Raw genomic sequence first — 26,976 nt, forward strand, 5'->3', positions numbered from 1 at the left:
CCAGCGCGTTCCCAGCGGGAACCGGGCCTCAGGAGGCGCCGGCGAGCACCTTCCGGATGCGCTGCAGGGACACAGATTCGGCCGGCCGCAGGTCTTGCGCGAAGAGCGACAGCCGGAACTCCTCGAGCATCCAGCGGGCTCGCACGAGGGGCGCAGGATCCGACGGGGCCGGGGGGAAGGCGCCGCCCGCGTCGACGTAGCGCGTCGTCGCCTGCTGCACCTCGACCATCCACGCTCGGTCGCGGGCCGGGTTCTCGAGCAGCTTCGTGATGCGGCGCTGGATGCCGACGAGGTAGACCGGCACGCGCTGCAGCTGCTGCAGGCCCGTCTGAGCGACGAAGCCGGGGTAGACGAGGCGACCGCGCTGCTCGCGAGCATCGGTCAGGGCCGGCAGCAACGAGATGTTCGTCGCCTGCTTGAGCGCCTTATCGGCGTCGCGCCCCGCTGTCAGCGTGCGGGCGACCAGCGAGACGGTCTGGAACATCGAGTCCATGACGGCAGCCGACACCCGGTCGCGTACCGTCTCGAATTCCTTCCTGGTGAGGATCATGCCGTCGGCCTTGACGCGGAAGAGCACGTCGTCGACGACGGCGGTCAGGCAGTCGGCGAAGAGCGCCGCGGTGTTCTGGTAGGGGCTCGTGGCGAGAATCAGCTTTTCGGGGGCCGTGAGGTGCTGCTGCACGTACGCGACGGGGGAGGGGGTGCCGAGCATCAGCAGGCGCCGCACGCCCCGCGGGGTGGCGATCGCTTGATCCTGCGCCGTGGCCATCAGCTGGATCGAGACCGACGAGCCGTCGTCGACGAGGGCCGGGTAAGCGCGGACGGTGGTCTCGCCGTGCCTCGTGTCGACGAAGGCGGGGAGGTCGTCGAAGTCCCACCTCGCGAGCCCAGCGCGCTGGATCGACGGGCCCGCGGCCGCTGGCACTTCGGTGGCGCGGGCGACGCTCCGGCGAGTGTCCTGGGCGAGCTGCTTCTGCAGGGCGGGGAGGTCTTTGTCGATGCCGACCACGCGCGAGCGCTCGTCGACCACGGCGAACGTGATGCGCAGGTGGCCCGGGATGCGGGTCAGGTCGAAGTCGCCCTCGGCCACCGGCGTGTAGGTGAGCCGTTTGATGACCGTGGCGACCGTCGCGGTGAACGGCTCGGTGGGCTCCTGCGGGGGTTCGCTCGGCAGCTCGGCCCGGATCTTGGCCGCCCAGTCGGCGGCGGGCACGACGTTCTTGCGGATCTGCTTGGGCAGCGACTTGATGAGCGCCTGGATCAGCTCATCGCGGAAGGCGGGCACCTGCCAGTCGAAGCCGAGCGGGCTGAGTCGGGCGAGAAGCGGCAGCGGCACGAGCACCGTGACCCCGTCGTCGTGCGAGCCCGGCTCGAAGCGGTAACGGAGGGCCAGCGTCTGATCGCCCTGCCGCCAGTCGGTCGGGTAGGCGCTCTCGTCGACCTCGGGCTCGTCGTCGCCGAGGAGGTCTTCGGCCCTCATCGTCAAAAGGTCGGGGGTCTCGTGGCGGGCCTTCCTCCACCAGCCCTCGAAGCTGCGCATCGTGTTGACGTCGGCCGGGATGCGCCGATGGTAGAACTCGAACACCGCGTCGCCGTCGACCAGGATGTCCCGGCGCCGGGTGCGCTCTTCGAGCTCTGTCAGCTCGTCGATCAGCTGCTCGTTCTTCTGCTGGAAGGCCTGATGCGACTCCCAGTCGTTCTCGACGAGGGCGTGGCGGATGAAGAGCTCGCGGGCGTATGGCGGGTCGATCCGGTTGAACTGAACGCGCTGCCGGGGGATGATCGGCACCCCGTACAGCGTGACGCGCTCGAACGCCACGACGGCGCCCTGCTTCTTCTCCCAGTGCGGCTCGGAGTGGCTGCGCTTGACGAGGTCGCCGGCGATCGGGGCGGCCCAGGCAGGATCGATCGCGCCCGCCACTCTCGCGAACAGGCGCGACGTCTCGACGAGCTCGGCCGCCATGATCGCGTTCGGCTGCTTTTTGGCGAGGGCCGACCCGGGGAAGATCACGAAACGCGACTGGCGCGCCCCGACGTAGTCCTTCTTCTGCACGTCTTTCAGGCCGATCTGGCTGAGGAGGCCGGCGAGCAGCGACTTGTGGACGCCGTCGGGGTTCGCGGCGGGCGGGCCGACGTGGAGGCCGAGCGTTTTGGAGGCGCGGACGAGCTGCCGGTAGACGTCCTGCCACTCGCGGATGCGCAGGTAGTTCAGGTATTCGGCCTTGCAGAGCCGCCGGAAGGCGCTCGAGCCCATCTCCTCCTGCTTCTCCTCCAGGTAGTTCCAGAGGTTCAGGAAGCTGAGGAAGTCGCCGCTCGGGTCGGTGAACCGCGCGTGCTGCTGGTCGGCCTGCGGGCGCTTCTCGAGGGGGCGCTCGCGCGGATCCTGGATGCTGAGGGCCGCGACGATCGCCATGACCTCGCGGGTGGTGCCGTGCTGCTTCGATTCGAGCACCATGCGCGCGAGCCGCGGGTCGATGGGCAGGCGGGTGATCTGCTTGCCGATCCTGGTGATCTCGCCCCTCGAGTCGACCGCGGTCAGCTCGCGCAGCAGATCGAGACCGTCTTTGATGCCGCGCGAGTCGGGCGGCTGCAAGAAGGGGAAGCCGGCGATGTCGCCGAGGCCGAGCGAGATCATCTGCAGGATCACGGCCGCGAGATTCGTGCGCAGGATCTCGGGTTCGGTGAACTCGGGCCTGGCGTCGAAGTCCTGCTCGCTGTAGAGGCGGATCGCGATTCCGTCGCTGGTGCGGCCCGAGCGCCCGGAGCGCTGGTTCGCGGAGGCCTGCGAGATGGCCTCGATGGGAAGGCGCTGCACCTTGGCTCTCGTGGAGTAGCGGCTGATGCGGGCGGTGCCGGCGTCGATCACGTAGCGGATGCCGGGCACGGTGAGGCTGGTCTCGGCGACGTTGGTCGCCAGGATGATGCGGCGGCGGGTGCCCGCTGTGCGGCTCGGCTCGAAGACCCGGTGCTGGTCGGCTGCGCTGAGGCGGCCGTAGAGGGGGAGCGCCTCGGTGAAGGGGAGGCCCCGCCCGCGGATCGACTCCTCGGCGTCGCGGATCTCGTTCTCGCCGCTCAAGAAGACGAGCACGTCGCCGTTCGACTCGCGGCTCAGCTCGTCGAGGGCGTCGTTGATGCCGGTGAGGTAATCCTTGTCGTCTGCTCGCTCGCGGCGCCCGCGGTCGTTGCCGTCGTCGTCGACGTCTTCATCGTCACCCGCCGCGTCGTCTTCGGCGACCAATGGCCGATACCGGATCTCGACCGGATACGTCCGACCCGACACCTCGATGATCGGCGCCCCGTCGAAGTGCTTCGAGAACGACTCGGGGTCGATCGTCGCGCTGGTGATGATGAGCTTGAGGTCGGGGCGGCGCGGCAGCAGCTGCTTGAAGTAGCCGATCAGGAAGTCGATGGTGAGGCTGCGCTCGTGCGCCTCGTCGATGATGATGGTGTCGTACTTCTTGAGATCGCGATCGAAGTGGATCTCGTTGAGCAGGATGCCGTCGGTCATCAGCTTGACGCGCGTGTCGGCCCCGACCTGGTCGGTGAAGCGCACCTGGTAGCCGACGAGAGAGCCCAGCTCGACGCCGAGCTCGTCGGCGATCCGCTCGGCCACGCTGCGCGCGGCAATACGTCGGGGCTGCGTGTGGCCGATCATCTCTCGCCCCAGCTCGAGGCAGATCTTCGGCAGCTGCGTCGTCTTGCCCGAGCCCGTCGCGCCGGCGACGATGACCACCTGGTTGTCGCGGATGGCAGCGGCAATGTCGTCGCGGCGCTGGCTGACCGGCAGCTCGGGCGGGAAGGCGATGGCGGGAATCATGAGCCCTCCAGTCTAAGCCGTCCTGGCGCGCTGCTCTTGCGCTCGGATCGCCGGACTCCGAAGCTCCAAATTGCACATCGTGCATGAATCGTTTCACCACCGTGCGACGCCACCGACAGCTCGGACGGAGCCGACTGGGACTACTACGACGGCGACAAGACCGGCGAGGTGACCGCGTACAACGCGCTCTACTACCAGACGCTCGTCGACGGGGCGACGATGGCCACGGCGACCGGGCACGCAGGCTTGGCGGCGCAGTACACCGCGCAGGCAGCGAAGCTGAAGGCGAAGATCACTGCGACGCTCTTCAACCAGACGACCGGCACGTACAACCTGAGCAACACCGTCACGAACGTCGTGGCGCAGGATGCCAACGCCTACGCCATCGAGTACGGCGTCGCGCCGGCAGGCAAGGTGCCTGGCGTCCTCGCAGCACTCAAGTCGACGCTGTGGACCGCGAAGGGCTCGGTGCCGTACTCGGGCACGGCCTACTCCGACATCGAGAGCCCGTATGTGACCGGCGCCGAGCTCGCCGCGCGATTCGGCAGCGACGACACCGCGAACGCGGTCACCCTGCTGCAGAACGAGTGGGGCCCGATGATCACGCCAGGCGACCTCTACACCGGCACCTTCTGGGAGAACGAGAGCACCTCGGGCACCCAGGGGTCGAGTAGCACCAGCATGGCTCACGGCTGGTCGACCGCGCCGACGTCGGCCCTGTCGGAGTACGTGCTCGGCATCCAGCCGATCGCGGCCGGCTACAAGACGTGGAGCGTGAAGCCGCAGCCGGGCACGCTGTCCTGCACGCAGGGGCAGGCGCCGACGCCTCACGGGGCGCTCGGCGTCAAGTGGAGCCACGACGCGAAGGCAGGCAGCTTCGCCATGCAGGTCACCGCGCCGAAGGGCACCTCGGGCACCATCTCGGTGTCGACGTTCGGGTCGAGCGTCGATGTGGTCGTCAACGGCCGCACGGTGTGGAGTCACGGGCACGCAGCGACGCAGCACGGCAAGGCCTCTGCCACGCTGACCGGCGGCTACGTGAACGTGCCGGTGGGTTCGGGGGCGTTCAGCGTCTCGACTCGCCTCTCGCGCTAGCTCTGGCGAGCGGGGGAGCGGCTGCCGTCTCGGCAGCCGCTCTGCTGCGTCGTGGCCCGCACCCTTGGCCAGTCCTCCACAATCGCCCCCGCGGCCGCGTTGTCCACAGTTCGAGAAGGTCTCAGGATGCCACGGACGGTACGTCGCGATCATCGACCCATGCACTCCTCAGCGATCCAAGCCCTCATCGTCCTCACCGATCCCTCCTGCGTCTTCACACTCGATCTGGTCCACGACGGCTACACGTCTGCCGCCGACATCGCGATGCGCGTCAGTGCGCGCCTCGACATCCCACTCGCGCAGGCTGCCGAAGTGCTCGACGGTCTCGTCGGCATCGACTTCGTCGAGCGCGTCGGCCCCGACGAGATCGCGTCGAAAGGGCTCGAGGCTTTCGGCGATCGCTGCTCGGAGGCGGCCGATCACCTGGCCTGGCTCCGCTCGGTCGGGGACGACGAGAACGCGCAGGACATCGTCGACGCCATCGAAGCCGCCTGGGGCGCCCGCAGCCTCGACGACAGGCGCCGGCGGCGAGCAGCGGGGTTCCGGCGCTCGCCGGCCGGCCTGCGGCACGCGGCCCGGCTGCGTGCCCGAACTCTCGGATTCGCGTTCGCCGACGGCCCGGCCGACGCGGCGGCGGAGGGGCGGGACGAGGCTCGTGCCTCGTGAGCACTGGCCAGAATGTGAGAAACATGACATTCTAACCGCATGAGAGTTTCGGCGCCGATGCTCGGTATCACGCACACCACCGCTCTGGTCGGCGGAGGCGCGCTCGCTCTCGCCGCCGTGCTGCAGCTCGTCTCGTCGGTTTCGCTGGCGCTCGGGCTGGGCCTCGGGCCCATCGGCTACCCGGCGCTCCTGCCGCTGACGCTCGCGACGGTGGGCTCTGTGGTGCTCTGCGGCGGCGGGGCGTTCGGTCGTGGCCGCGCCGTTCGTGCTGCCGTCATGGGCAGCGTGGTTGCCGCGCTCCTGTCTGCACTGGCAGCTTTCGTCGCCGTCGACACGGGCGAGTTCGACTCGCCTCCTCAGCGGGCTGTCGCCGTCACCGGGCAGGGCCTCGACCTCGCCGCGCTCGTGCTGCTGATCGCCGCCGCCGTGCTCGTGACGCGCGCACCGGACGTGACGCCCGCGGCCCAGCTCGGACTCCAGGCGCTCGCGGTCGTCGCCCTGTTCGACGCCGCCTTCTACCTGCTCTTCGTCTGGTTCGGGCTCTCCGTCTCGAACGACCTCTTGCAGAGCGTGGCGTTCCTCGGCTCCTGGGAGGCCACCCTCGTGGCGCTCGGCCGCCTCGCCATCGGCCTCTGGTTCGCCTGGCCCTGGCTCGGCCCGCGCGTCACGTCCGCTTGCCGCGTCCTCGCCCGCGCCGCTGCGGCCCACCGCGACAGCACCCCTTAGCTGCCGCGCCGCGCCGCTCGGCCGGGCTGCGATGCTCCGGGCGCGCAGCCCTTCGCGCTCGAGCCGGACGGGCTCGCGGTCGCGGGGCGTGAGATCCTGCGCCTCGACGAGCTGTGGCGGGACGGGGAGCGCGACCGCCGGCTCGACGGGGGAGGCGGCCATGAGGAAGGGGTGAAAACGGGTCACGGCAGGTGCGGGCCGGGCGGGGCGACCGTATGATTCGAGCAACGACGGCGTTGCGCGCGGCTTTACCGACCGCAGCAGGCGCCTCGAGTGTGCGAGAGCACCGTCAAGGACGACAAACAGGAGCCAGCATGAGCACATCAGGCACCAGCACCAAAGCAACTCGAGCAACCGCATCGGTGGCATCGATCCTCAAGGAGTCGGCCGAGCGCTTCCCCGACGAGATCGCCGTCGTCGTCGGCCACGAGCGGACGACCTACGCCGACCTCTGGGCCGAGACCCGCGGCTACGCCGGCGCATTGCGGGCCAAGGGCGTGACCGAGGGGTCGAAGGTGGCCATGCTGGTGCCGAACGTCGCCGACTTCCCCCGCGTGTACTTCGCGATCCTGTCGCTCGGCGCCGTGGCCGTGCCGATCCACGCCCTGCTCAAGCAGCACGAGATCGAATACGTGCTGCGCGACAGCGGCTCGACGATGCTGGTGTGCGCGGCCCCGCTTCTGGCCGAGGGCGCCCCGGGTGCCGGGCTCGCCGGCGTCGACGTCGTCACGGTGCTGGCGCCGGCCGATCTCGGCACCGGCTTCGATCGCCTCGAGGCGCTCGCCGAGGCCGCCGAGCCGATCGACACCTACGTGCCCCGCGACCCGTTCGACACCGCGACGATCCTGTACACCAGCGGCACGACCGGCCAGCCGAAGGGTGCTGAGGGCTCGCACTTCTCGCTGCTCGAGCAGGCCAACGTGCTGCTGCTGAGCACCTTCAAGATGAAGGCCGGCGACAAGGTGCTGGGCGCCCTGCCGCTCTTCCACACGTTCGGCCAGACCTGCACCATGAACGTCGCCTTCCGCGCCGGCGCCACCGTCGTGATGGTGCCGAAGTTCACGGGCGACGCCGCCCTGCAGGTGATGACCGACGAAGGCTGCGACATCTTCATGGGCGTGCCGACGATGTACATGGCGCTGCTCGACGCCGCCACCCGCAGCGACTCCCGGCCCGACCTCAAGTACGCGATCTCGGGCGGCGCCGCCCTGCCGCTGGCCGTCATGGACCGCTTCCGCGAGGTCTACGGCGCCGAGATCCACGAGGGGTACGGCCTCACCGAGACGAGCCCGGTCGCCACGTTCAACCACGTCGGCATCACGCCGCGCCCCGGCACCATCGGCACCCCGATCTGGGGCGTCGACGTCGAGATCGCCGACCAGGAGGTCGAAGACTCGATCGTCTTCATGCCGCGCGGTTCGATCGGCGAGCTGGTGGTGCGCGGCCACAACATCATGAACGGCTACCTCAACCGCCCCGACGACACCGCGCACGCGATCGTCGACGGTTGGTTCCGCACCGGCGACCTCGGCACGAAGAGCGACGACGGCTACCTCACCATCGTCGATCGCACGAAGGACATGATCATCCGCAACGGCTACAACGTGTACCCGCGTCAGGTCGAAGAGGTGCTCGCGGCCCACCCGGCCGTCGCGATGGCCGCCGTGTTCGGCGTGCCGCACGAGACGCACGGGCAGGAGATCGAGGCGGCGGTCGTGCTGCGCCCCGGCCAAGAGGCGACTCCCGACGAGCTCGTCGACTTCGTCAAAGACGAGATCGCGGCCTACAAGTTCCCGCGCGTGGTCCACATCGTCGACGCGCTGCCCCTCGGCCCCAGCGGCAAGGTGCTGAAGCGCGAGCTCGTCACGAAGTTCGCGCCCGCGCACGCCTGACGTCGCGCGAATTCGATGGCTTCTCTTGGCCTTCTGAGAGAAAGAAGAGGGCGACCGTAGCAGCCCTTCCATCACGGGATCAGTAACAACGCTCCTGCAGATGTCGCGCTCGGCGTCCCCGGGGCTGAACGGCGACTCCGGTCGGCGCCACGTTGCCGATCGGGGTCGCGCCAGCCAGTCTCGCGGCCGCCACGAGGGCGTCTCGTGGGCCTATCACCACCCAATTCGCGCCGCGGACAAACCAACGGGCCTGCCCAACGGTGGGACTCCACTCCTGCAGAAATCTCGGCACCGTCTTCGAGTGGGCAAACGCTCGAACGAACACGGCAGAGCCGTCCCGTCGAAGGCAATCTGTTCCTCGGACGGGATCGATGAAGGAAGTTTCCGCGAACACATCAAGGCGCTCGCTGCACTTCAACCCCCGGGAAAGGCGAGCGTTCACTCTTGCGAGAGCCTCGGAGTCGAGCGAGGTCGAAGCCGACGCGAACATCAAGGCCGGGCTCAAGTCGGGCAGAGAGCGGGAGGCCTAGCGTGAAGACGTGCCCAACCGCCTAGCCGACGCCATCAGCCCGTACCTGCGCAGCCACGCCGACAACCCCGTCGACTGGCAGCCGTGGGGCCCCGAGCCGTTCGCCGAGGCGCGGCGGCGGGGTGTGCCCGTGATGGTGTCGATCGGCTACTCGACGTGCCACTGGTGCCACGTGATGGCGCGCGAGAGCTTCTCGGACCGTGTCGTCGCCGAGCGGCTCAACCGCAGTTTCGTCGCGATCAAGGTCGACCGCGAAGAGCACCCCGACGTCGACTCGAGCTATCTGGCCGCCGCCAGCGCCTTCACCGGCAACCTCGGCTGGCCGCTGACCGTGTTCGTGACGCCCGACGGCCGCGCCTTCTACGCCGGCACCTACTTCCCGCCGGCGCCCGTGCAGGGCGTGCCGGCCTTCACGCAGGTGCTCGACGCGGTCGAAGACGCCTGGCTGAACCGCCGCGACGAGGTCGAGCAGAACGCTGCGCAGATCGCCGAGGCTCTGGCGGCGCAAGCCGACAGGGGCGCAGGATCCGCGGTCACCCGCGAGCAGATCGACGGCGTCGTCCGCGACCTGGCCCGGTTCGAGGACTCCGACTTCGGCGGTTTCGGTGGCGCACCGAAGTTCCCCGTGGCGGCGGTGCAACTGCTGCTGCTCGATGTCGGAGCAGGTCCCGGCGAGGTCGCTGCCGAGGCCCGCGGGCTGGTGAAGCGCACCCTCCTCTCGATGGCCCGCTCGCCCTTGCGCGATTCCGTCGAGGGCGGCTTCTTCCGCTACTCGACTCGCCGTGACTGGCACGACCCGCACTACGAGCGGATGCTCTACGACAACGCGCAGCTGCTGCGCGCCTACTCGCGCCTCTCGGCCCTCCCTGGCGTCGACGAGCCGACGGCGGCCGAAGCCGCGGCCACGGCAGCGGGTATCGCCGACTTCCTCCTCACCACACTCCGCACCGAAACCGGCGGCTTCGGCTCGGCGCAGGACAGCGAGAGCGACCTCGGCGAGGGCGGCTACTACGCCCTCGACGCGGCGGCCCGGGCGGGCGCGACCCCGCCGAAAGTCGACGAGAAGGTGCTGACCGGGTGGAACGGGCTCGCGATCGGCGCGCTGGCGGAGGCCGGGGTGCGCCACGCACGCAGCCACTGGGTGGTGGCTGCCGAGGTGGCGACCCGTCGCATCCTGAGCCATCACGTCACGCCCGACGGGCGCCTGCTGCGCGCGGCCACCGAGCGCGGGGTGTCGGCTGCCGTCGCGACCCTCGAGGACTACGGGATGCTCGCCGAAGGGCTCATCCGGCTGGCGCTCGCCACCGGCGACGTGTCTTACGCCGTCCAGGCGCGGCGTCTGGTCGACGGGTGCCTGCTGCCCGCCGACGACCCGCGTGTGTTCGCGGCTCCCGGCGGCGGCGACCCCGTGCTCGCGGCGCAGGGGTTGGCGCTCGCGAGCGACCCGTCCGAGGGCGCCTACCCGTCCGGGCTCGGTGCCGCGGCGACCGCGGCGCTGCTGCTCGCTCAGCTCGGGGCCGGGGGCGCTTCCGGCGGGGGTCCTGCCGGTGCCGGCTATCGGGCGGCGGCCGAGCGAGCCGTCGCGTCGGTTGCCGATCTCGCGCGCGACAACCCGCTCGCCTTCGGGGCGTCGCTGACGCTGGCGCTCGACCTGTCGGCTCCTGCGACCCAGCTCGTGGTGGTCACCGCCGAGGCGGGCGAAGCCGGCGGCGCAGGACGCGGCGACCTCGCCCGCATCGCCCAGCGCTGGTTCTGCCCCGGCGGCGTCTCGACCGCCGTGTCAGAGACGCAGGCGGCCGCGTGGTCGGCCGCCGGCTTCGAGCTGTTCGAGTCTCGCGTGGCGGGCCCCTCCTCCGCCGCGGCCTACCTCTGCCACGACTTCGTCTGCCGTCTGCCCGCCACCCGGCCGGAGGCGCTCGCCGCCCAGCTCGGCTGAGCCCAGGCGGCCGCGGTCGCCGGACGACGTCGACCGTCGGCGTGCACCCGGCCCCATGTCGCGAAAACGCGACCGATTCGCCGCCCCGGTCACATCCGTTACTGCCGCCGGGAGGTGTTCGACGCAAATCGGTCGCGATTTCGCGACTGGAGTCGGAGAGCGAGACAGGGGGAGGAACTACTGTCTACTTCCAGCTCGGAATCCAGTAGTGCAGGTTGATGTAGGCGAACGGCTCTTGGATGGCCGTCCACATCGGGTAGTAGAAGATGGTCAGCAGGATCGAGACGACCACGACCAGGCCGACTATTCGGATGCCGGCCAGCCGCCGCGACACGTCGTCGCCCCGCCCCCCGAGCACGTGCCCGAGCCCCGCGGCCAGCCCGATGACGAGGTAGGGCTCGAACGAGATCGTGTAGAACTGGAAGACCGTGCGGTGCAGGTACGCCATCCACGGCAGGTAGCCCGCCGCGATGCCGGTGAGGATCAGGCCGTACTGCCACTGGCGATAGCGCACCAGGCGGTAGACCAAGAACAGGCAGGCCAGCACCGCGAGGTACCAGACGGCCGGGTTGGGGATCCCGGCGATCGCCTGCCCGCAGCTCTCGGCCGCCGTGCAGCCGCCTTTGCCGTCGGCGAGCCCGAGGTAGTACATGCTCGTCGGCCGCTGCACCAGCAGCCACAGGAGCGGGTTCGCCTGATAGGGGTGCGGCGTCGACAGGCCGATGTTGAAGGCGTACATGCCGGCCTGGTAGTGCCACCAGTTCTGGAAGACGTCGGGCACCCACGCGAGACCGCCCTTCCACGGCACGCCGCCCGCTGCGATCCATTCGCGGTAGTAGCCGCCCTTGGTGACGAACCAGCCCGTCCAGCACGCGACGTAGGTGACGGCGGCGATCGGCACCATCAACAAGAACGTGACGGGGCCCTGCTTGAAGATCGTGCCGGTGCCCCAGAACTCGACCCCGGCGCGGCGCCGCGCGGCCATGTCGACGACGACCGTGTAGACGGCGAAGATCGCGAGGAAGTACGCGCCGTTCCATTTCACCCCGGTGGCGGCGCCGAGCAGCAGGCCGGCGACGATCAGCCACGGCCGGCACCAGAGCGACGGCCCCCAGGTGAGGTCGCGGCCCGCGTGATCCATCCGGGTCACCCAGCGGTCGAGCCTCCGCTTGCTCTGATATCGGTCGAGCAGGATCGCCCCGAAGCCCAGCAGCCCGAAGAACATCACGAAGTTGTCGAGCAGCGACACCCGGCTCATCGTGATCGCCTGGCCGTCGATCGCGAGGAAGAACCCGGCCAGCACGCCGAGCAGGTTCGACTTCAGGAGGTGTCGCGCGATGAGCGTGACGAGCAGCACCGCCAGGATCCCGGCGACGGCGACGCTGAACCGCCAGCCCGCCGGGTTCGTCGGCCCGAACAGCGCCATCCCCAGGCTGATCAGCCACTTGCCGAGGGGCGGGTGGGCGACGAACTCCGGGGCCGCCGTGAAGAGGTTGACATGGCCGGCGGCGAACTTGGCGTCGATGTTGTTCGGCCAGGTGCCCTCGTAGCCGAGGTTGTGCAGCGTCCACGCGTCTTTGACGTAGTAGGTCTCGTCGAACACCAGCGCGTCGGGATGCCCGAGATGCCAGAGCCGCAGCACCGCGGCGATCAGGGTCACCAGGATCGGGCCGCCCCACACCCACGCCCGCACCCGCGCCGGGGTGCTCAGCACTCGGCCCCACCACGCGTCGATCCGCGTGAGCTGTGCGGGCAGGCTGCGGTGTGCGTGCCGGGGTTCGACCTCGACCGTGACGGTGCCTGCGGTGGCGGCGACCTCAGGGCCGCGGTAGCTGCCCGACCCGGAGCCGACGATCGAATCGAAGTCGTCGTCGGGCCCGGTGGTCATCTGGACATCGTAAACGGACGACCTTGCCCGGTGCCGCCACCAGAACGGGGACAATGGCCGAGTGATCGTTCTCGCAGCCACGCCCATCGGCAACCTCGGCGACGCGTCGCGGCGCCTCATCGAGGCGCTGACGAACGCCGAGGTCGTCGCAGCCGAAGACACCCGCACGGCGATCCACCTCATGCGCGCGCTCGGCGTCGAGAACCGGCCGCGGCTCATCGCCCTCCACGAGCACAACGAGCGTGAGAAGGCAGCCGAGGTGGTCGAGCTGGCCCGCGCCGCCGACGTGCTGGTGCTGACCGATGCCGGCATGCCGGCGATCAGCGACCCCGGGTTCCCGCTGGTCGAGGCCGCCGCCGCCGCGGGCGTGACGGTGACGGCCCTGCCCGGGCCTTCCGCCGTGCTGACCGCGCTGGCGGTGTCGGGGTTGCCGACCGACCGCTTCACGTTCGAGGGCTTTCTGCCACGAAAGCAGGGCGACCGGCGTGGCATCCTGCGCTCGCTTTCCGACGAACGTCGCACCATGGTGTTCTTCGAGTCGCCGCACCGGCTGGCCGAGTCGCTGGCCGACGTGGCTCTCGAGCTCGGCGACGACCGCCGCGTGGTGGTCTGCCGCGAGCTGACCAAACTGCACGAAGAGGTCAGGCGGGGCAGCGCGCGTGCCCTCGCCGACTGGGCTCTCGAGGGGGTGCGGGGTGAGATCTGCATCGTGATCGCAGGATCCGAGCCCCGCGTCGTCGACCTCGACCGCGGTGTCGCGCTGGTGCTGGCCGCCGTGGCCGCCGGCGACCGGCTCAAGGATGCGGCGGGTGAGGTGGCCGAGGCGACCGGGCTCTCGAAGAGAGACCTCTATCAGGGCGCGCTGGCCGCGCGGTGACGGGCCGGTAACACTGACGAGAGCGCTTTAGACTGGACGGCATGCCCGTCGGCGACTCCTTCTACATCACCACGCCCATCTTCTACGTCAACGATGTGCCCCACATCGGTCACGCCTACACCGAGGTGGCGGCCGACGTGCTCGCCCGCTGGCACCGCCAGCGCGGCGACGACACCTGGCTGCTGACCGGCACCGACGAGCACGGCCAGAAGATCCAGCGCACCGCCGTCAGCCACGACGTCACGCCGAAGGCCTGGGCCGACAAGCTCGTCGAGGAGGCCTGGAAGCCGCTGCTCGAGGCCATCGACATCACCAACGACGACTTCATCCGCACCACCGACGAGCGCCACGAGCGCGGCGTGCAGCTGTTCCTCCAGAAGCTGTACGACGACGGCTTCATCTACCAGGGCGAGTTCGAGGGCTACTACTGCGTCGGCTGTGAAGAGTACAAGCAGCAGTCCGACCTCGTCGAGGGCACCGGGCCCTACGAGGGCGAGCTGGTCTGCGCGATCCACTCGAAGCCCGTCGAGCTGCTCAAAGAGAGCAACTACTTCTTCCGGATGAGCGACTTCGAAAAGCCGCTGCTCGACCTCTACGAGTCGCAAGCGTCCTTCATCCAGCCCGAGAGCGTCCGCAACGAGATCGTGTCGTTCGTCAAGCAGGGTCTCCGCGACCTCTCGATCTCGCGCGCCTCGTTCGACTGGGGCATCAAGGTGCCGTGGGACGACTCGCACGTCGTCTACGTCTGGTTCGACGCGTTGCTCAACTACGTCACGGCCGTCGGCTACGGCGTCGACGACGAGGAGTTCGGCCGCCGCTGGCCGGCCATGCACCTCGTCGGTAAAGACATTGCGCGGTTCCACGCCGTCATCTGGCCGGCCATGCTCATGGCTGCCGGCCTGCCCGTGCCGAAGAACGTCTTCGGTCACGGCTGGCTGCTCGTCGGGGGCGAGAAGATGTCGAAGTCGAAGCTGACCGGCATCGCGCCGCAGCAGATCACCGACACGTTCGGCGTCGACGCCTTCCGCTATTACTTCATGCGCGCCATCACCTTCGGCCAGGACGGCAACTTCTCGTGGGAGGACATTTCTGCGCGCTACCAGGCCGAGCTCGCCAACGGCTTCGGCAACCTGGCGTCGCGCATCATCGCGATGATCACGCGCTACTTCGACGGCACCGTGCCCGTTGCGGGCGACCTCACCGAGCAGGACCTCGTGATCCGCCAGACCGAGCTGCGGGTGACCGAAGGCGCCGACGAGGCGATCGGCCGCTACGCGATCAACGAGGCGGTGAGCACCATCTGGGAGCTCGTCGACGCCCTGAACGGCTACATCACCGAGCAGGAGCCGTGGAAGCTCGCCAAAGACGAGGCCTCTCGCGAGCGCCTCGGCACGGTGCTGGCCACGGCGCTGCGCGGCTTGGGCACGCTGACGGTGCTGCTCAGCCCGTTCATCCCGGGCGCCGCACACCGCCTGTGGGAGAGCATCGGGCAGGGCGAGCTGACCAGCCAGAACATCGACCACGCGGCCGAGTGGTCGTCGGCGCCCAGCGTGAAGCCGCTGGAGTCGACGCTCTTCCCGCGCATCGAGCAGCCGGAGCCGGCCACCGCGTGAGCGACTCCCAGCCCGGCCGCGACGACGCGGCAGCGCGCGACGCCGAGTTCATCCGCAAGCGCGCCGACCAGGCTCCCGACGGCCAGAAGCGCGACCTGTCATACCCGCCGCTGCCCTCGGCCCTGACCGTGCCGGTGTACGACAACCACACCCACCTGGAGATCCAGGACGGCGAGGGGCTCGACTACCGCGAGCACCTCGATCGCGCCTCCAGCGTCGGCATCCGCGGCGTGGTGCAGGTCGGCAACGACCTCGAGACGTCGCGATGGTCGGCCGAGATCGCCGCCCGCGAGCCTCGCGTCCTGGCGGCCGTCGCGCTGCACCCCAACGAAGCGCCACGCTACGCCGCCGAGGGTCGGCTCGACGAAGCCCTGGCCGAGATCGACGAGCTGGCCGGGCGCCCCGCGTCCGGGCGGTCGGCGAGACCGGACTCGACTGGTTCCGGCTGGGGCAGGACGGGCGCGACGAGGCCGAGTCGCGTCGAGCCCAGATCGAGTCGTTCGAAGCCCACATCGCGATCGCCAAGGAGCACGGCCTCGCCCTCCAGATCCACGACCGCAACGCGCACGACGACGTCGTCGAGACGCTGAAGCGCGTGGGCGCTCCCGACAAGACCGTCTTCCACTGTTTCTCGGGCGGCCCCGAGCTGGCGAGCGTCTGCGCCGAGAACGGCTGGTACATGTCGTTCGCCGGCACCGTCACGTTCAAGAACGCCCAGCCCTTGCGTGACGCGCTCGTGCAGGCGCCGCGCAACCTGATCATGGTCGAGACCGACGCGCCCTTCCTCACCCCGACGCCCTTCCGCGGCCGACCGAACGCCCCCTACCTGATCCCGCTCACCCTCCGATCGATGGCCGAGACGATCGGCACCGACGTGTCGATGCTCGCGGCGCAGATCACCTCGACGACCGAGCTGGTCTACGGCACGTGGGAGTCCGAACCGATCCTGATCGAGGCCTAGTGGCGTCGACCCTGCTGGGCCCCGCCGAGATCCGCGACCTCGCCGACCTCCTCGGCATCCAGCCCACCAAGAAGCTCGGGCAGAACTTCGTGCACGACGCCAACACGGTGCGCAGGATCGTGACGGCGTCGCGGGTCACGGAGGGCACCTCCGTCGTCGAGATCGGGCCCGGCCTCGGGTCGCTGACCCTCGGGCTGCTCGAGCGCGGCGCGGTCGTCACCGCCGTCGAGATCGACAAGCGCCTCGCCGAGCAGCTGCCCGAGACCGTCCGGCTGCTGCAGCCCGGCGCGGAGCTGACGCTGATCGTCGACGACGCGATGCGGGTGGTCTCCCTCCCGACCGAGCCGACCCACCTCGTCGCCAACCTGCCGTACAACATCTCCGTGCCGGTGCTGCTGCACTTCTTGGAGCACTTCCCGTCGCTGACCCGCGGCCTCGTGATGGTGCAGGCCGAGGTCGGGCAGCGTCTCGCCGCGGATCCTGGGTCGAAGGTCTACGGGTCTCCGAGCATCAAGGCCGCCTGGTACGGCGAGTGGTCGACGGCCGGGCTCGTGTCTCGTCAGGTCTTCTGGCCGGTGCCGAACGTCGACAGCATCCTCGTCGCGTACGACCGGCGCGAGCCGAAGGGCACCGAGCCCGAGCGCGTGGCCACGTTCGAACTCGTCGACGCGGCCTTCCAGCAGCGGCGCAAGATGCTGCGGCAGTCGCTGTCGAGCGTGTTCGGATCGTCTGGCGAGGCCTCCGACACGATCGAGGCGGCCGGTCTCAAAGCGACCAGCCGCGGCGAAGAGCTGACCGTCGACGACTTCCTGGCCATCGCTCGGGTGCGCCTGGCCGCGGCCGGCTCGTAGTGGGCGTGTCGCCGAAGAGGCAGGCCGGCGGCGGCCAAGGCTCCGGCGGGCTGAGCGACGCCAAGCTCGCCGCCCGCACCGGGCGGAGCGTGCAGGCCTGGTTCGAGATCCTCGACGCCGAGAACGGCGCGCGGCTCTCGCTCGAGCAGATCGTGTCGCTGCTCGTCGACGTCTACGAGGCCCCCGAGTGGGGCGCCCGGTCGGTCGCCGTCCGCTACCACCAGGATCACGGCATCGCCCTGCCGGGCCGGCAGCCCGACGGCACGTTCGAGGTGTCGGTGAGCCGCAGCATGCGGGGCGCGCAGACCGCGTTGCTCGACGCAGCGATCGCGCGGGTGTCGGCAGCCGTGAAGCAGGATCCCGATGCCGTTCACCGCACCCCCGATCGCACCACTTCGACCTGGCAGCTGCCCGGCGGAGACGAGTTGACCGCGCGTGTGGCCGGGCCCTCGACCGGTGGCAACTGCGCCCTGTCGCTCGTGCAGTCGGGGATCCGCCTGCCCGAGCTGGTCGCGGGTGTGCGGCGCACCCTCGACAAGGTGATCCTGCAGGTGGTCGCTGACGCCGCCTAGCCTGCGGGTGCTGCGGCGGGATCCGCCGCGGGTGCCGCGGGGGCGGCGGCGGGTGTTGCCGCGGCGGGTGCCGCCGCTGCCGGCGCTGCTGGGGGAGTGACCGGCGAGTCGACCGCCGCGCCGGGGTCGGGCGCCGTCGACGGCGCAGCGGGAATCGTGACCGTCGTGCTGTCGCCGATCACGGTGTTGCCGAACGCATCAGTGGCGCGGATGCGATACCAGGGGCTCGAGCCGGGTGTGAGGGCCGTGGCGTCCGTGTCCGTCCACGACATCGTCGGCTCGTTCCAGAGCCACGACGGGCCGGTGACCGTGTAGACGGGAACATCGTCGCGCAGCACGGTGTACGTCAGGTTCTCGTTGTCGGGGTCGGCGTTCGCCGTCCAGGAGACGGTCGCGGACGTCGGCGTGGCCGTGACGGTGGGCATGAACGTCGCCCCCGATTTCTCGGGCCCCATCTTGTTCGGCGCGAGCGAGGGCACCGCGAAACGGGTGAGACCCTGTTGCGCGATGCCGTTGACGGTGGTGAACTCGCCGCCGTAGACGACGTACTTGGCCGATGCCGCGACGCTCCAGGGCCCCTGGTTCTGGCCGGTGAACGTGCCGATGTCGAAGGCCGGGAACCAGTCGAGCAGCGAGGGCGCCGGCTGACCGGCGAAGTTCGAGTAGCCGGCAACCGTGTTGGCCGTGAGCGTGTGGGTCGCCGCTGTGCTGAATGCCACGGCGCGGTAGTGGTCGAGGCTCGTGTCATCGGGGAAGCCGCCGACCGTCGAGCAGTTGTGCGCGTGACCGGCCTCGTATTCGACGCCCGCTGCGATCGCCACCGAGTAGGTGTCGCCGTGGCAGTCTTCCATCCAGGTCAGGGCTCCGGTCTTCCAGTCCGCCCGGAAGGTGCCCTCCAGGTTGCCCGCGCCGTTGTACACGTATCCCGAGCCGTAGACGCCCGTCGACGTGCTGGCGAGGCTCAGGATCGCCGAGTTGATGCCGGCGTCGCGGATGACGCTGTTCATCGCCCACGGCAGGAGCGAGCCGGACGTCGTGTTGACTGCGCCGATGCCGTAACCGGGTTTCGATTTCCCGTCGAGGGTCGAGAAGGCGCCGCCCACGACGACCTTGGAGTGGTCGGGGTCGACGGCCAGGGCACGGACGGTGCCGTTCGCCGACGGGGCCCACGGCCGGAGCGCACCCTGGGTGACGGACACCGCAGCGAGACGGGTCCGGGCCTTCGAGTCGACCGTGGTGAAGTCTCCGCCCAGATAGACGTTGTTCTTGCGGTAGTCGAGGGCCAGAGCGTCGACCGTGTAGTTCGTGGTGGCCTTGAAGCTCGGGATGACGGCGCCCGACGTCGCACCGAGCTCGACCACGTGGTTCGCCGTCGTCTTGCCCACCTTGGTGAACGTCCCGGCGACGAAGACGTGCTTCTGGTCGGGGGTGCCGACGATCGCCTTGACCTGCCCGTTCAGCTGAGGGGCGAAGGCGGTGTTGAGCACGCCCGTGGTGAGGTTGTACGACAGGATGTTCCAGCGTTCCACGGTGCCCTTACCGAGGTGTGCGACGCCGTAGGGCCTAGCAGTCGTGAAGCTGCCCCCGGCGAAGACCGTATTGCCGACGATCGTCTGTGTCCAGACGACTCCGTTGATCTGCGGAGTGGGGAGTGCGTCGGCCGTGACCGTCGGGGGTGTCGCCGAGTCGGACGGGTTCGTCGGCTTCGAGTCGGCGAAGGCCGGGCCTGCCAGCGTTGCGGCGAGGACCGCCGCCAGAGCGGTGGCGCCCGCGACGACCGCCGCCAGCCGCGATCGGCGGGGTCGTGCGCGCAGGGGATTGCTCGAGTGGGTGGATCGCGCCATGGCGCTGCCTCATTCGGATGACTCTGGCGCGCGATGGGTGGTCGCGCGTGACGATGGGTTTCGGGCCCCGGACGCCGTGGCCTGTCGGGTGCAGGCCGTGATCCGTTCATCCGACCCTAAATGAATCGATGTCACTATGCGACTCGTTCGGGGGCAATGTGCCCCCAAATGGGGGTCCGCCTTTTGGGGGCCCCAGACGGCGCCTAGAAGTCGTTCAGATTGGCCCGCAGGCCTCCTCCGCCGAATTCGGAGCGCAGGATGCCACGCCGGCGCAACTCGGGCACCAGGCGATCCAGAATGCGGTGCACCGTCGCCGGGTGGAGGTCGCCGTTGAAGATGAACCCGTCGTTGCCGGCCTCTTCGCCGAGGCGCTCGACGAAGTCCGCGACCTGGGTGACCGTGCCGACTGAGCCCGAGCCGTCGGTGATCCTGCCCTTGCGGTACTTGGCGATGAAGAGCTCGCGCAGCGGGGTCTCGGGGTCGTGCTTGCCGACGAGGCCGCCGATCGAGCCCTTCGAGACGTGCTGGCCGAAGACGCCGAGGTCGAGGGGTGCGTCGAGGCTCTGGCCGGTGAGGTCGGTCTCGGTGATGATCGATTGGCGCTCGATCACCTCGTGGAGGTCGGCGTCGGAGGGGTGCGCGGAGGCCCGCACGAGCCTCTCGGCCTCGTCGTCGCTCGACACGATCTCGGGGGTGAACACGAACAGGATTCTGATGCTCGCCGGGTCACGCCCCTCGGCCTCGGCTGCCGCATGGATCTTCGCCCGGTAGGCGCGGATGCTCTCCACGTCGAGTGGCGCCAGGGCCAGTTGCACGTCGCTGTTGTGGCCCGCGAAGGCGAGGCCCCGGCCGGAGCCGCCAGGGGAGACGATGACCGGGTCGCCGCTGTTGCCGGGCTTGTCGAAGGGAAGCGCGTTCAGGGGGCCGTCGAGCTCGAAGTACTCGCCGCGGTGCTGGAAGGCGTCGAGCTTCGAGCCGTCGGCGTAGCGCCAGGTGTCGGTGTCTTCGACGATCGCCCCGTCGGCCCAGCTGTGCCAGAGCTGCCGCACCACGTGCATCCACTCCTCGGCCCGGTCGTAGGCCTTGTCGTGATCGAGCTCGGGGATGCCGAAGTGCCGGCTGCTCTTGACGTCGGTCACGACGTTGAGCCCGACGCGGTAGTCGCTGAGGTGCTGCAGCGTCGAGAACTGCCGGGCGGCGAGGTAGGGCGGGTAGACGCCGGCGTTGACGGTGGGGGCGACGCCGAGGTGCGTCGTGGCGGCGAAGAGGTAGGGCGTCAGCAGCAAGGGGTCGAGCTTCGGGGCGCCGAGGGCCGACCGCACGCGGAGGTCGAGCTGCTCGGCGGGGCCGGGCGAGATGCTGTCCTCGACGATCAGCAGGTCGAGGCCGGCCTGCTCGAGCTCTTTCGCCGACTGCTGGTACAGCTGCGGGCGATCCCACCGGTGGCCCCACAGGTAGTCGTCGCGCAGCCACCCCTGCGGGCCGAACCCGCGGCCGAAGAACCATCCGAAGTGCTGCATCCGTGCCATGGGCCCTAGTCTGCCGGGCCGAGCCGCGGTGTGCTGCCAGGGCGTAATGCGGCGTCGTGCGCCTCGCCCCGCCCTGGCGTGCCGCTCCTTTCCGAAAACGCGACCGATCCGGGCGGCCAGTCACACCCGTTACTGCCGCGCCGAGGTGTTGAGGCTCAACCGGTCGCGATTTCGGCACGGGAGGGGCGGGAGGGGCGGGATGCCCCGGCAGAGACGGGCGTAGCGGAACGACACAGGCAGGCGCAGCGGAGGGTCGGTGCCTAGGCTGGGCGGGTGACCGAACAGCCCCGAGTCTTTGTGATCCACGAGAACCCCGAGTGGTTCCCCCCGCTGGCCCGCGCCTTCGAAGCCGAAGGCGTGCCCGTCGAAGAACTGCTTCTGACCGAGGGCGGAATCGACCTGACCGCTGATCCTGCGCCCGGTGTCTACTGGTCGCGCATGTCGGCCAGCGCCCACACGCGCGGAAACGGGCACTCGAAGGAGTACACCCGGGCGACGCTGTCGTGGCTCGAAGCCGCGGGTCGGCGCACCGTCGGCGGCCGCGCCGTGATCGACCTCGAGGTCAGCAAGGTGCAGCAGCACGTGGCGCTGCAGAAGCTCGGCTTCGACGTGCCGCGCACCTCGGCCGTGTTCGGCAAGCGCGACCTCGTGTCCACGGCCGAGGCGTTCGGCGCCCCGTTCATCTCGAAGCACAACCAGGGCGGCAAGGGCCTCGGCGTGCGGCGCTGGGACACCGTCGGGGAATTCGCCTCGTGGGTCGACAGCCCCGACTTCGAGGAGTCACCCGACGGGATCACGCTGATCCAAGAACTCCTGGTCGGCAAGGAGTCGTTCGTGACTCGAGCCGAGTTCGTCGGTGGTGAGTTCGTCTACGCGGTGCGCGTCGACACCTCCGGCGACACGTTCGAGTTCTGCCCGGCCGACGCGTGCGCGCTGCCCGGCCAGGCGCCGCTCTTCCAGCTGCGCGAGACGACAGCCGACGGCGAGCCGATCGCGTCGCACCCGCTGATCCGGCGCCTCCCGTCCTTCCTCGATGTGAACGGCATCGAGATCGCCGGCATCGAGTTCATCGAGACGGTCGACGGCCGCACCGTCGTCTACGACGTGAACACCAACACGAACTACAACCCCGACGTCGAGGCCGAGGCGCCGAAGTCGGGCCGTGCGAGATCGCGAAGTTCCTGGGCGGCCTTCTCGAGGCGCAATATCCCGAGGCAGCGCAGGATCGACAGATCGCTCGCATCGGATCTCCGGCGTGAGGTTCGGCTTCTGGACCCCGATCTTCGGGGGCTGGCTGCGCAACGTCGACGACGAGCAGATGCCGGTCACGTTCGACTACATCACCGAAGTCGTGCAGACCGCCGAGCGTGTCGGGTTCGACCTGACACTGATCCCCGAGTTGAACCTCAACGACATCAAGGGCACGGCAGCGCCGTCGCTCGAAGCCTGGGCGCTCACCGCCGCCCTCGCGGCCGTCACGACGAAGCTCGAGCTGATGGCGGCCGTCCGCCCCGGGTACCACCTGCCCGCGGTCACGGCGAAGCAGGCCGCCACGATCGACGAGATCTCGAAGGGCCGCTTCACGCTCAACGTGGTGAGCGCGTGGTGGGAGGAAGAGGCGCGGCAGTACGGCGGCGTCTTCTCGGAGCACGATGACCGCTATGCCCGCACCAGTGAGTTCGTCGCGATCCTGCGAGGCCTGTGGAACGAGACGCCGTTCGACTTCGACGGCGAGTACTACTCGCTCGAGGGCTCTCACCTCGAGCCCAAGCCGCACGTGCAGCCCCGCATCTACGCAGGAGGCGAGAGCCCGGCCGGCAAAGCGGCGATCGTCGACTTCGCCGACGCGTACCTCACCCACGGTGGCACCGTCGACGAGCTCCGCACGAAGATCGAGGGCATGCGCGCCCAGCGGGAGGCGGCTGGCGCTGCTCCGTTCGAGGCGTTCGGCATGGCCGCCTACGCCATCGTGCGGGATACGGAAGGCGAGGCGCAGGCCGAGTTGGCCCGCATCACCGACGTCAGCCAGGGCGCCGCCTACGAGTCGTACCAGGACTTCACCCGGCAGTCGCACCTCGAGCACCAGCCGTCGCTCAGCGACTACTCGGTGTCGAACCGGGGTCTCCGCCCCGGGTTCGTGGGCACGCCTCGGCAGGTGGCCGATCGCATCCTGGAGTTCGAAGTGGCCGGAGTCGACACCCTGCTGCTGCAGTTCTCACCTCAGGTGCCCGAGATGGAGCGGTTCGCCCGCGACGTCATCCCGCTCGTCCACCAGGCGACGGGGGCGAACCGAGAGGTCTCTCAGGCCGGGTAAGTTGGATTCATGACGTCCGTGGTGAGCCAGACCGTGGTCCACACGCGTGCGCCGGGCAAGATCAACGTCTTCCTCGCCGTGGGTGACCTGCAAGACGACGGCTACCACGAGCTCGCGACGGCCTATCAGGCCGTCTCGCTCTACGAAGACGTGCGCGCCACCGCGGCGGACGACTTCGCGGTGCGGTTCACGTCGACCCACGCGGGCATCGATCTCAGCGGGGTGCCCGTCGACGACACCAACCTCGCGATCCGGGCAGCCCGCCTCCTGGCGACGACGACAGGATACGACGGAGGCGTCAGCCTCGTCATCGACAAGAACGTGCCCGTCGCCGGCGGTATGGGCGGGGGGTCGGCCGACGCCGCCGCAACCCTGCTCGCCTGCGACACGCTCTGGAACACCGGCCTGTCTCGCGACGAGCTGCTGCGCCTCGGAGCGACCCTCGGGGCCGACGTGCCCTTCGCGCTCATGGGTGGCACGGCCGTCGGCACGGGGCGCGGCGACGAATTGAGCCCCGCGCTCGCGCAGGGGCAGTTCCAGTGGGTGCTGGCGCTCGCCGATTTCGGCCTCTCGACCCCGGCCGTCTACACCGAGCTCGACGAGCACCGGCTGCGACACCAGGCCGACATCAACCCCGTGCGGCAGCCGCGCGTCGACTCCGGTGTGCTGCAGGCCCTCCGTGCGGGCGATCCGGCCCGCCTCGCCGATGTGATGTACAACGACCTGCAGGCGCCGGCCCTCCACCTCGAGCCAGGCCTCAGCGACGTGCTCGAGCTCGGCGAGCAGAACGGCGCGCTCGCCGGCGTCGTCTCGGGCTCGGGCCCTACGGTGGCCTTCCTCGCGCCCGATCTCGACGGGGCGCTCGAACTGCAGATCGCGCTCAGCGCGGCGCGTCTCGCCGTCGTCCGTGCCACGGGGCCGGTCCACGGCGCCCGCCTGCTGTCCGACTAGGGCGCAGTTACTTTTCGTAGCGCAGGACGTTGACGCGCGTGAGATTCCACTGATTCTCGACGTGGAAACCCTCGCCCGCGAGCGCCTTCGTGACGCTCGGGCGCAGGTCCTGCTTGTTGCTGGTGACGAGCCACACGTACTGGTGGCCGTCGACGCGGTCGATGGTCTCGCTGAGCGGGTAGCGGGTCTCCCACAGCTCGCCCGTCTCTGCGGCCGGCGTCTTGAGGGTGACGTCGGTCATGCCGGCGAACGCCGAAGGATAGGAGTACTCGATGTTGCGCGCCGACCCGGTGGGGTGGCGGCGGATGTGGCCGTAGATGATGGCGTCGGTGGCGTTCGGGCCCTCGAGTGTGCGCTCGTGCTTGACGAGCGCGGCGACCTCGGCCCACGACGAGTCGTCTTTGGCCTCCGGCAGGCGCTGCGCGATGTAGCTCGGTGCCGTCAGCCCGACCGCGACGACCAGCCCGGCGGCGACGAGCGAGCGCAGGCGCACCGAGCACAGGCCGACGGCCATCAGGATCGCGACCGCGGGGGCCGCGAAGGTGACGTACCGCGGCGAATAGAGCGGGTTGCTGACCACTGACACGGCGATGAGCCCGAGAGCCGGCACCAGCAGCCACGGCAGGGCGATTTGCAGCACGTTCGGCTCGTTGTAGCGGGCCCCCTTGCGAAGAACGGCGACGATGCCGGCGATCACGAGCGCCCAGCCGAAGACGGCGAAGACGGGGTTGCCGGTGAACCACTGGGTCTGCAAGAACTCGGCGACCGTGGCGAGGCTGGGCTTGGCGATCCAGCCGACCTGCTTCGACTCGTCGCTCGAGAGCCTGGCGAGAGGGATCAGCAAAGCGCCTGCGATCGCCGCCGACACGAACCAGCCGAGCAGGGCGGGACGCCACGAGGTGGTGCGCTGGGCGCTCCGGCTGCGCCGGGCCCACATCACCAGGGTGAGGCCGTGGGCGGCCACCAGCAGGGCCGAGTAGAGGAAGACCGATGTCGAGACGAGTGCGAGCACCCCGTAGAGCACCCACCAGCGCAAGTAGCGGTGAGGATCGCTGCGCGTGCGCTTGCTGGCGTGGATGAAGACGAGGCTCAGCGCGATCGCCAGGGCTGCCGTGATCGCGTACGAGCGGCCTTCGCCGCCGGCCCAGGTGATGCGTGGGAGCAGCGTGAAGAGAAGACCGGCGACGAGGCCGGTGCGCCGGTCCGTCAGCTCGCGTGTCAGCAGCACGAGGAGAGCAGCCCCGACGCCGACCGCCACCGCGCTCGGAAAGCGCAGCGAGACGGGCGTGTAGCCGACGAGGTCGAACCAGAAGTGCATGAAGCCGTAATAGACGGCGTGCACGGCGTCGACGTGGTGGATCTCTGCCCACAACTGCGCGTACGAGCGCTGCGCCGACACGATGGTGGCCGACTCGTCGTACCAGATCGAGGGCACCCACGAGAAGGCGACCGACACCAGGAGCCCGAAGACGCCGGCGAGGGCGGGGTCGCCTGCCGGGCGCGCACGGAACTGCTGGAGGGCCCGCCAGCCCCGGCTGGGGGGGCGACGTACAGTAGTGGGGGCTACCGAAGTCGAGTCGAGGAGGTCGGTCATGGGTGGGCTTCCTCCTCTGGTCAAGGCCAGCATTGCAGTCGGTACAGCGGAAAAGGGTGATGGGCAGCCAGGCGTTGCACGCTACTCACGCACGTCACGCTTGCCTGGGATCGGTCTCGACGGTCAATCCCGTCTGAGAAACGCCCGAATCGTCGTCATCGGCGCCGGCGGTCTCGGATCCCCCGGAATCCAGTATCTCGTACAAGCCGGTATCGGGACGCTGGGAATCGTCGATGATGATGCCGTGGAGCTCTCCAACCTCCAGCGCCAGACCCTGTACCGACCCGATCAGATCGGCACCCCCAAGGCGCGGGCGGCCGCGGAGTGGGCCCGAGCCGCGAACGCCGATGTGACCGTGCGGGTGCACCCCGTCCACTTCGACGCCTCGACCGCGTCGCTCTTCGACGACTACGACCTCGTGCTCGACGGCAGCGACTCGTTCGACACCTGCTACACCGTGGCCGACGAGGCCGCCGCTCGCGGCCTGCCGGTCGTCTGGGGCAGCGTCTCGCGCTTCGACGGCCAGATCAGCGTCTTCTGGGACGCCGCGCCCGGCGGGCGCGACGTCGACTACCGCGACCTGCACCCGTCGCCTCCTGCCGACGGGTGGGACGAATCGTGCGCCGACGTCGGCGTGCTCGGCCCCCTGTGCGGCACGGTCGGCTCGGTGATGGCGTCGGAGGCGATCAAGCTCATCACCGGCACTGGCGAGCCGCTGCTCGGGCGAGTGGTCACGATCGACGCGGCGTCCGGCAGCTGGCGCGAGAGCCGGCTCGTCCGGTCGGATTCCCGTCGGGCTTCTCGAGCATCGGCCCGCATGGGGGCGCAGGATGCGACGGCCCGCCCGGCCACCCCTCCCGCGGCCGCCGACGTGCCCACCGTCACGGCCGAGGCCCTCGAGGCCCGGCTCGACGCGCGCTCACGGGGTGTCGACGACTTCACCCTGCTCGACGTGCGCGAGCGCCCTGAGCACGACGTCGACGCGATCGCCGGTTCGGTGCTGGCAGCCGGCTACGGGTCGACGAGCGCCGAACGGCCCGCGCTGGACCCGGCGGTGCCGGTGGTTGTCTTCTGCGCGCGGGGGCCGCGGTCGGCGGCGGCCGCGCGACTGCTGCAGGCCGACGGGTTCGATGTGACGCAGCTCACGCGCGGCATGCTCGGCTGGAACCTGCGGCCGAGCGCGCTTGCGGCGGCTGGTGCCGGGGCCGGTGCTGGCGTGGGCGCGACGGGCCGTGTGCCCCTGCCGCTCGCCGACATCGACCCGCACGCCTTCCGTCCGAACCTGCGCTCGTAGCGCGCCCCGCCCCGCCCCGCCCCGCCC

General features: G+C 69.8%; 19 protein-coding genes and 1 pseudogene. 13 read left to right on the forward strand and 7 right to left on the reverse strand.

What is annotated here, in order from left to right:
* Nucleotides 1-28: 28 nt before the first annotated feature.
* Entirely contained in the window at nucleotides 29-3,817 is a 3,789-nt protein-coding gene (gene hrpA, locus AX769_RS07995; RefSeq protein ID WP_066277961.1) for an ATP-dependent RNA helicase HrpA, read from the reverse strand.
* Between the two features lie 168 nt (nucleotides 3,818-3,985).
* On the opposite strand from hrpA, the gene AX769_RS08000 reads away from it, so the two are divergent.
* The 5 genes from AX769_RS08000 to AX769_RS08020 all read left to right on the forward strand — a co-directional run bounded on the left by AX769_RS08000 (nucleotide 3,986) and on the right by AX769_RS08020 (nucleotide 10,661).
* The gene (locus tag AX769_RS08000) at nucleotides 3,986-4,912 is read left to right on the forward strand and encodes an alpha-L-rhamnosidase C-terminal domain-containing protein (protein WP_066277963.1); all 927 of its coding nucleotides are present in this window, start codon (nucleotides 3,986-3,988) and stop codon (nucleotides 4,910-4,912) included.
* Nucleotides 4,913-5,071: 159 nt separating this feature from the next.
* Complete coding sequence (locus tag AX769_RS08005) at nucleotides 5,072-5,578, forward strand: hypothetical protein (protein WP_066277965.1); 507 nt, start codon at nucleotides 5,072-5,074, stop codon at nucleotides 5,576-5,578.
* A 39-nt stretch (nucleotides 5,579-5,617) separates the two neighbouring features.
* Nucleotides 5,618-6,304, forward strand: a complete 687-nt coding sequence (locus AX769_RS08010) for a hypothetical protein (RefSeq protein WP_157887515.1) — start codon at nucleotides 5,618-5,620, stop codon at nucleotides 6,302-6,304.
* A gap of 314 nt (nucleotides 6,305-6,618) precedes the next feature.
* A complete protein-coding gene (locus AX769_RS08015; RefSeq protein WP_066277972.1) occupies nucleotides 6,619-8,196 on the forward strand; it encodes a long-chain fatty acid--CoA ligase in 1,578 nt (525 codons plus the stop codon).
* A 539-nt stretch (nucleotides 8,197-8,735) separates the two neighbouring features.
* A complete protein-coding gene (locus AX769_RS08020) occupies nucleotides 8,736-10,661 on the forward strand; it encodes a thioredoxin domain-containing protein (protein ID WP_066277974.1) in 1,926 nt (641 codons plus the stop codon).
* A 184-nt stretch (nucleotides 10,662-10,845) separates the two neighbouring features.
* On the opposite strand, the gene AX769_RS08025 is transcribed toward AX769_RS08020, so the two are convergent.
* Nucleotides 10,846-12,549 carry a dolichyl-phosphate-mannose--protein mannosyltransferase gene (locus AX769_RS08025; protein WP_157887516.1) on the reverse strand — a complete coding sequence of 568 codons (1,704 nt, stop codon included), beginning with the start codon at nucleotides 12,547-12,549 and terminating at the stop codon, nucleotides 10,846-10,848.
* Nucleotides 12,550-12,610: 61 nt separating this feature from the next.
* On the opposite strand from AX769_RS08025, the gene rsmI reads away from it, so the two are divergent.
* The 5 genes and pseudogenes from rsmI to AX769_RS08050 all read left to right on the forward strand — a co-directional run bounded on the left by rsmI (nucleotide 12,611) and on the right by AX769_RS08050 (nucleotide 17,423).
* Nucleotides 12,611-13,426, forward strand: coding sequence for a 16S rRNA (cytidine(1402)-2'-O)-methyltransferase (rsmI, locus tag AX769_RS08030; RefSeq protein WP_066277978.1), 816 nt, complete (start codon nucleotides 12,611-12,613; stop codon nucleotides 13,424-13,426).
* Between the two features lie 41 nt (nucleotides 13,427-13,467).
* Nucleotides 13,468-15,039, forward strand: a complete 1,572-nt coding sequence (metG, locus tag AX769_RS08035; protein WP_066277981.1) for a methionine--tRNA ligase — start codon at nucleotides 13,468-13,470, stop codon at nucleotides 15,037-15,039.
* Nucleotides 15,040-15,089: 50 nt separating this feature from the next.
* Nucleotides 15,090-16,000, forward strand: a pseudogene (locus AX769_RS08040) (TatD family hydrolase).
* The gene (gene rsmA, locus AX769_RS08045) at nucleotides 16,000-16,851 is read left to right on the forward strand and encodes a 16S rRNA (adenine(1518)-N(6)/adenine(1519)-N(6))-dimethyltransferase RsmA (RefSeq protein ID WP_066277984.1); all 852 of its coding nucleotides are present in this window, start codon (nucleotides 16,000-16,002) and stop codon (nucleotides 16,849-16,851) included. Before AX769_RS08040 ends, rsmA begins: the two are co-directional and overlap by 1 nt.
* 5 nt (nucleotides 16,852-16,856) lie before the next feature.
* The gene (locus AX769_RS08050) at nucleotides 16,857-17,423 is read left to right on the forward strand and encodes a hypothetical protein (RefSeq protein WP_157887517.1); all 567 of its coding nucleotides are present in this window, start codon (nucleotides 16,857-16,859) and stop codon (nucleotides 17,421-17,423) included.
* On the opposite strand, the gene AX769_RS08055 is transcribed toward AX769_RS08050, so the two are convergent.
* From AX769_RS08055 to AX769_RS24665, 4 genes are all read right to left on the reverse strand, one after another.
* A complete protein-coding gene (locus tag AX769_RS08055) occupies nucleotides 17,420-19,267 on the reverse strand; it encodes a hypothetical protein (protein WP_066277989.1) in 1,848 nt (615 codons plus the stop codon). The two genes, AX769_RS08050 and AX769_RS08055, sit on opposite strands and share 4 nt — an antisense overlap.
* Nucleotides 19,268-19,470: 203 nt before the next feature.
* Complete coding sequence (locus AX769_RS08060; RefSeq protein ID WP_066277992.1) at nucleotides 19,471-20,796, reverse strand: LLM class flavin-dependent oxidoreductase; 1,326 nt, start codon at nucleotides 20,794-20,796, stop codon at nucleotides 19,471-19,473.
* Nucleotides 20,797-21,221: 425 nt separating this feature from the next.
* Nucleotides 21,222-21,434 (reverse strand): hypothetical protein, encoded by a 213-nt coding sequence (locus AX769_RS24660; RefSeq protein WP_204249338.1) that lies wholly within the window; start codon nucleotides 21,432-21,434, stop codon nucleotides 21,222-21,224.
* Between the two features lie 231 nt (nucleotides 21,435-21,665).
* Entirely contained in the window at nucleotides 21,666-21,866 is a 201-nt protein-coding gene (locus tag AX769_RS24665; RefSeq protein ID WP_204249339.1) for a hypothetical protein, read from the reverse strand.
* Nucleotides 21,867-22,114: 248 nt separating this feature from the next.
* Between AX769_RS24665 and AX769_RS08080 the strand changes: the two genes are divergently transcribed.
* Both AX769_RS08080 and AX769_RS08085 read left to right on the forward strand, forming a co-directional pair.
* On the forward strand, nucleotides 22,115-23,110 hold the full coding sequence (locus AX769_RS08080; RefSeq protein ID WP_239452020.1) for an LLM class flavin-dependent oxidoreductase: 996 nt from the start codon (nucleotides 22,115-22,117) through the stop codon (nucleotides 23,108-23,110).
* A 9-nt stretch (nucleotides 23,111-23,119) separates the two neighbouring features.
* A complete protein-coding gene (locus AX769_RS08085; protein ID WP_066278001.1) occupies nucleotides 23,120-24,061 on the forward strand; it encodes a 4-(cytidine 5'-diphospho)-2-C-methyl-D-erythritol kinase in 942 nt (313 codons plus the stop codon).
* Nucleotides 24,062-24,068: 7 nt separating this feature from the next.
* On the opposite strand, the gene AX769_RS08090 is transcribed toward AX769_RS08085, so the two are convergent.
* Entirely contained in the window at nucleotides 24,069-25,655 is a 1,587-nt protein-coding gene (locus AX769_RS08090) for a glycosyltransferase family 39 protein (RefSeq protein ID WP_066278003.1), read from the reverse strand.
* Between AX769_RS08090 and AX769_RS22980 the strand changes: the two genes are divergently transcribed.
* A complete protein-coding gene (locus AX769_RS22980) occupies nucleotides 25,654-26,949 on the forward strand; it encodes a ThiF family adenylyltransferase (protein ID WP_239451976.1) in 1,296 nt (431 codons plus the stop codon). The two genes, AX769_RS08090 and AX769_RS22980, sit on opposite strands and share 2 nt — an antisense overlap.
* Nucleotides 26,950-26,976: the final 27 nt, after the last annotated feature.

Source organism: Frondihabitans sp. PAMC 28766 (assembly GCF_001577365.1).
In the GTDB taxonomy this organism is placed as follows: domain Bacteria; phylum Actinomycetota; class Actinomycetes; order Actinomycetales; family Microbacteriaceae; genus Frondihabitans.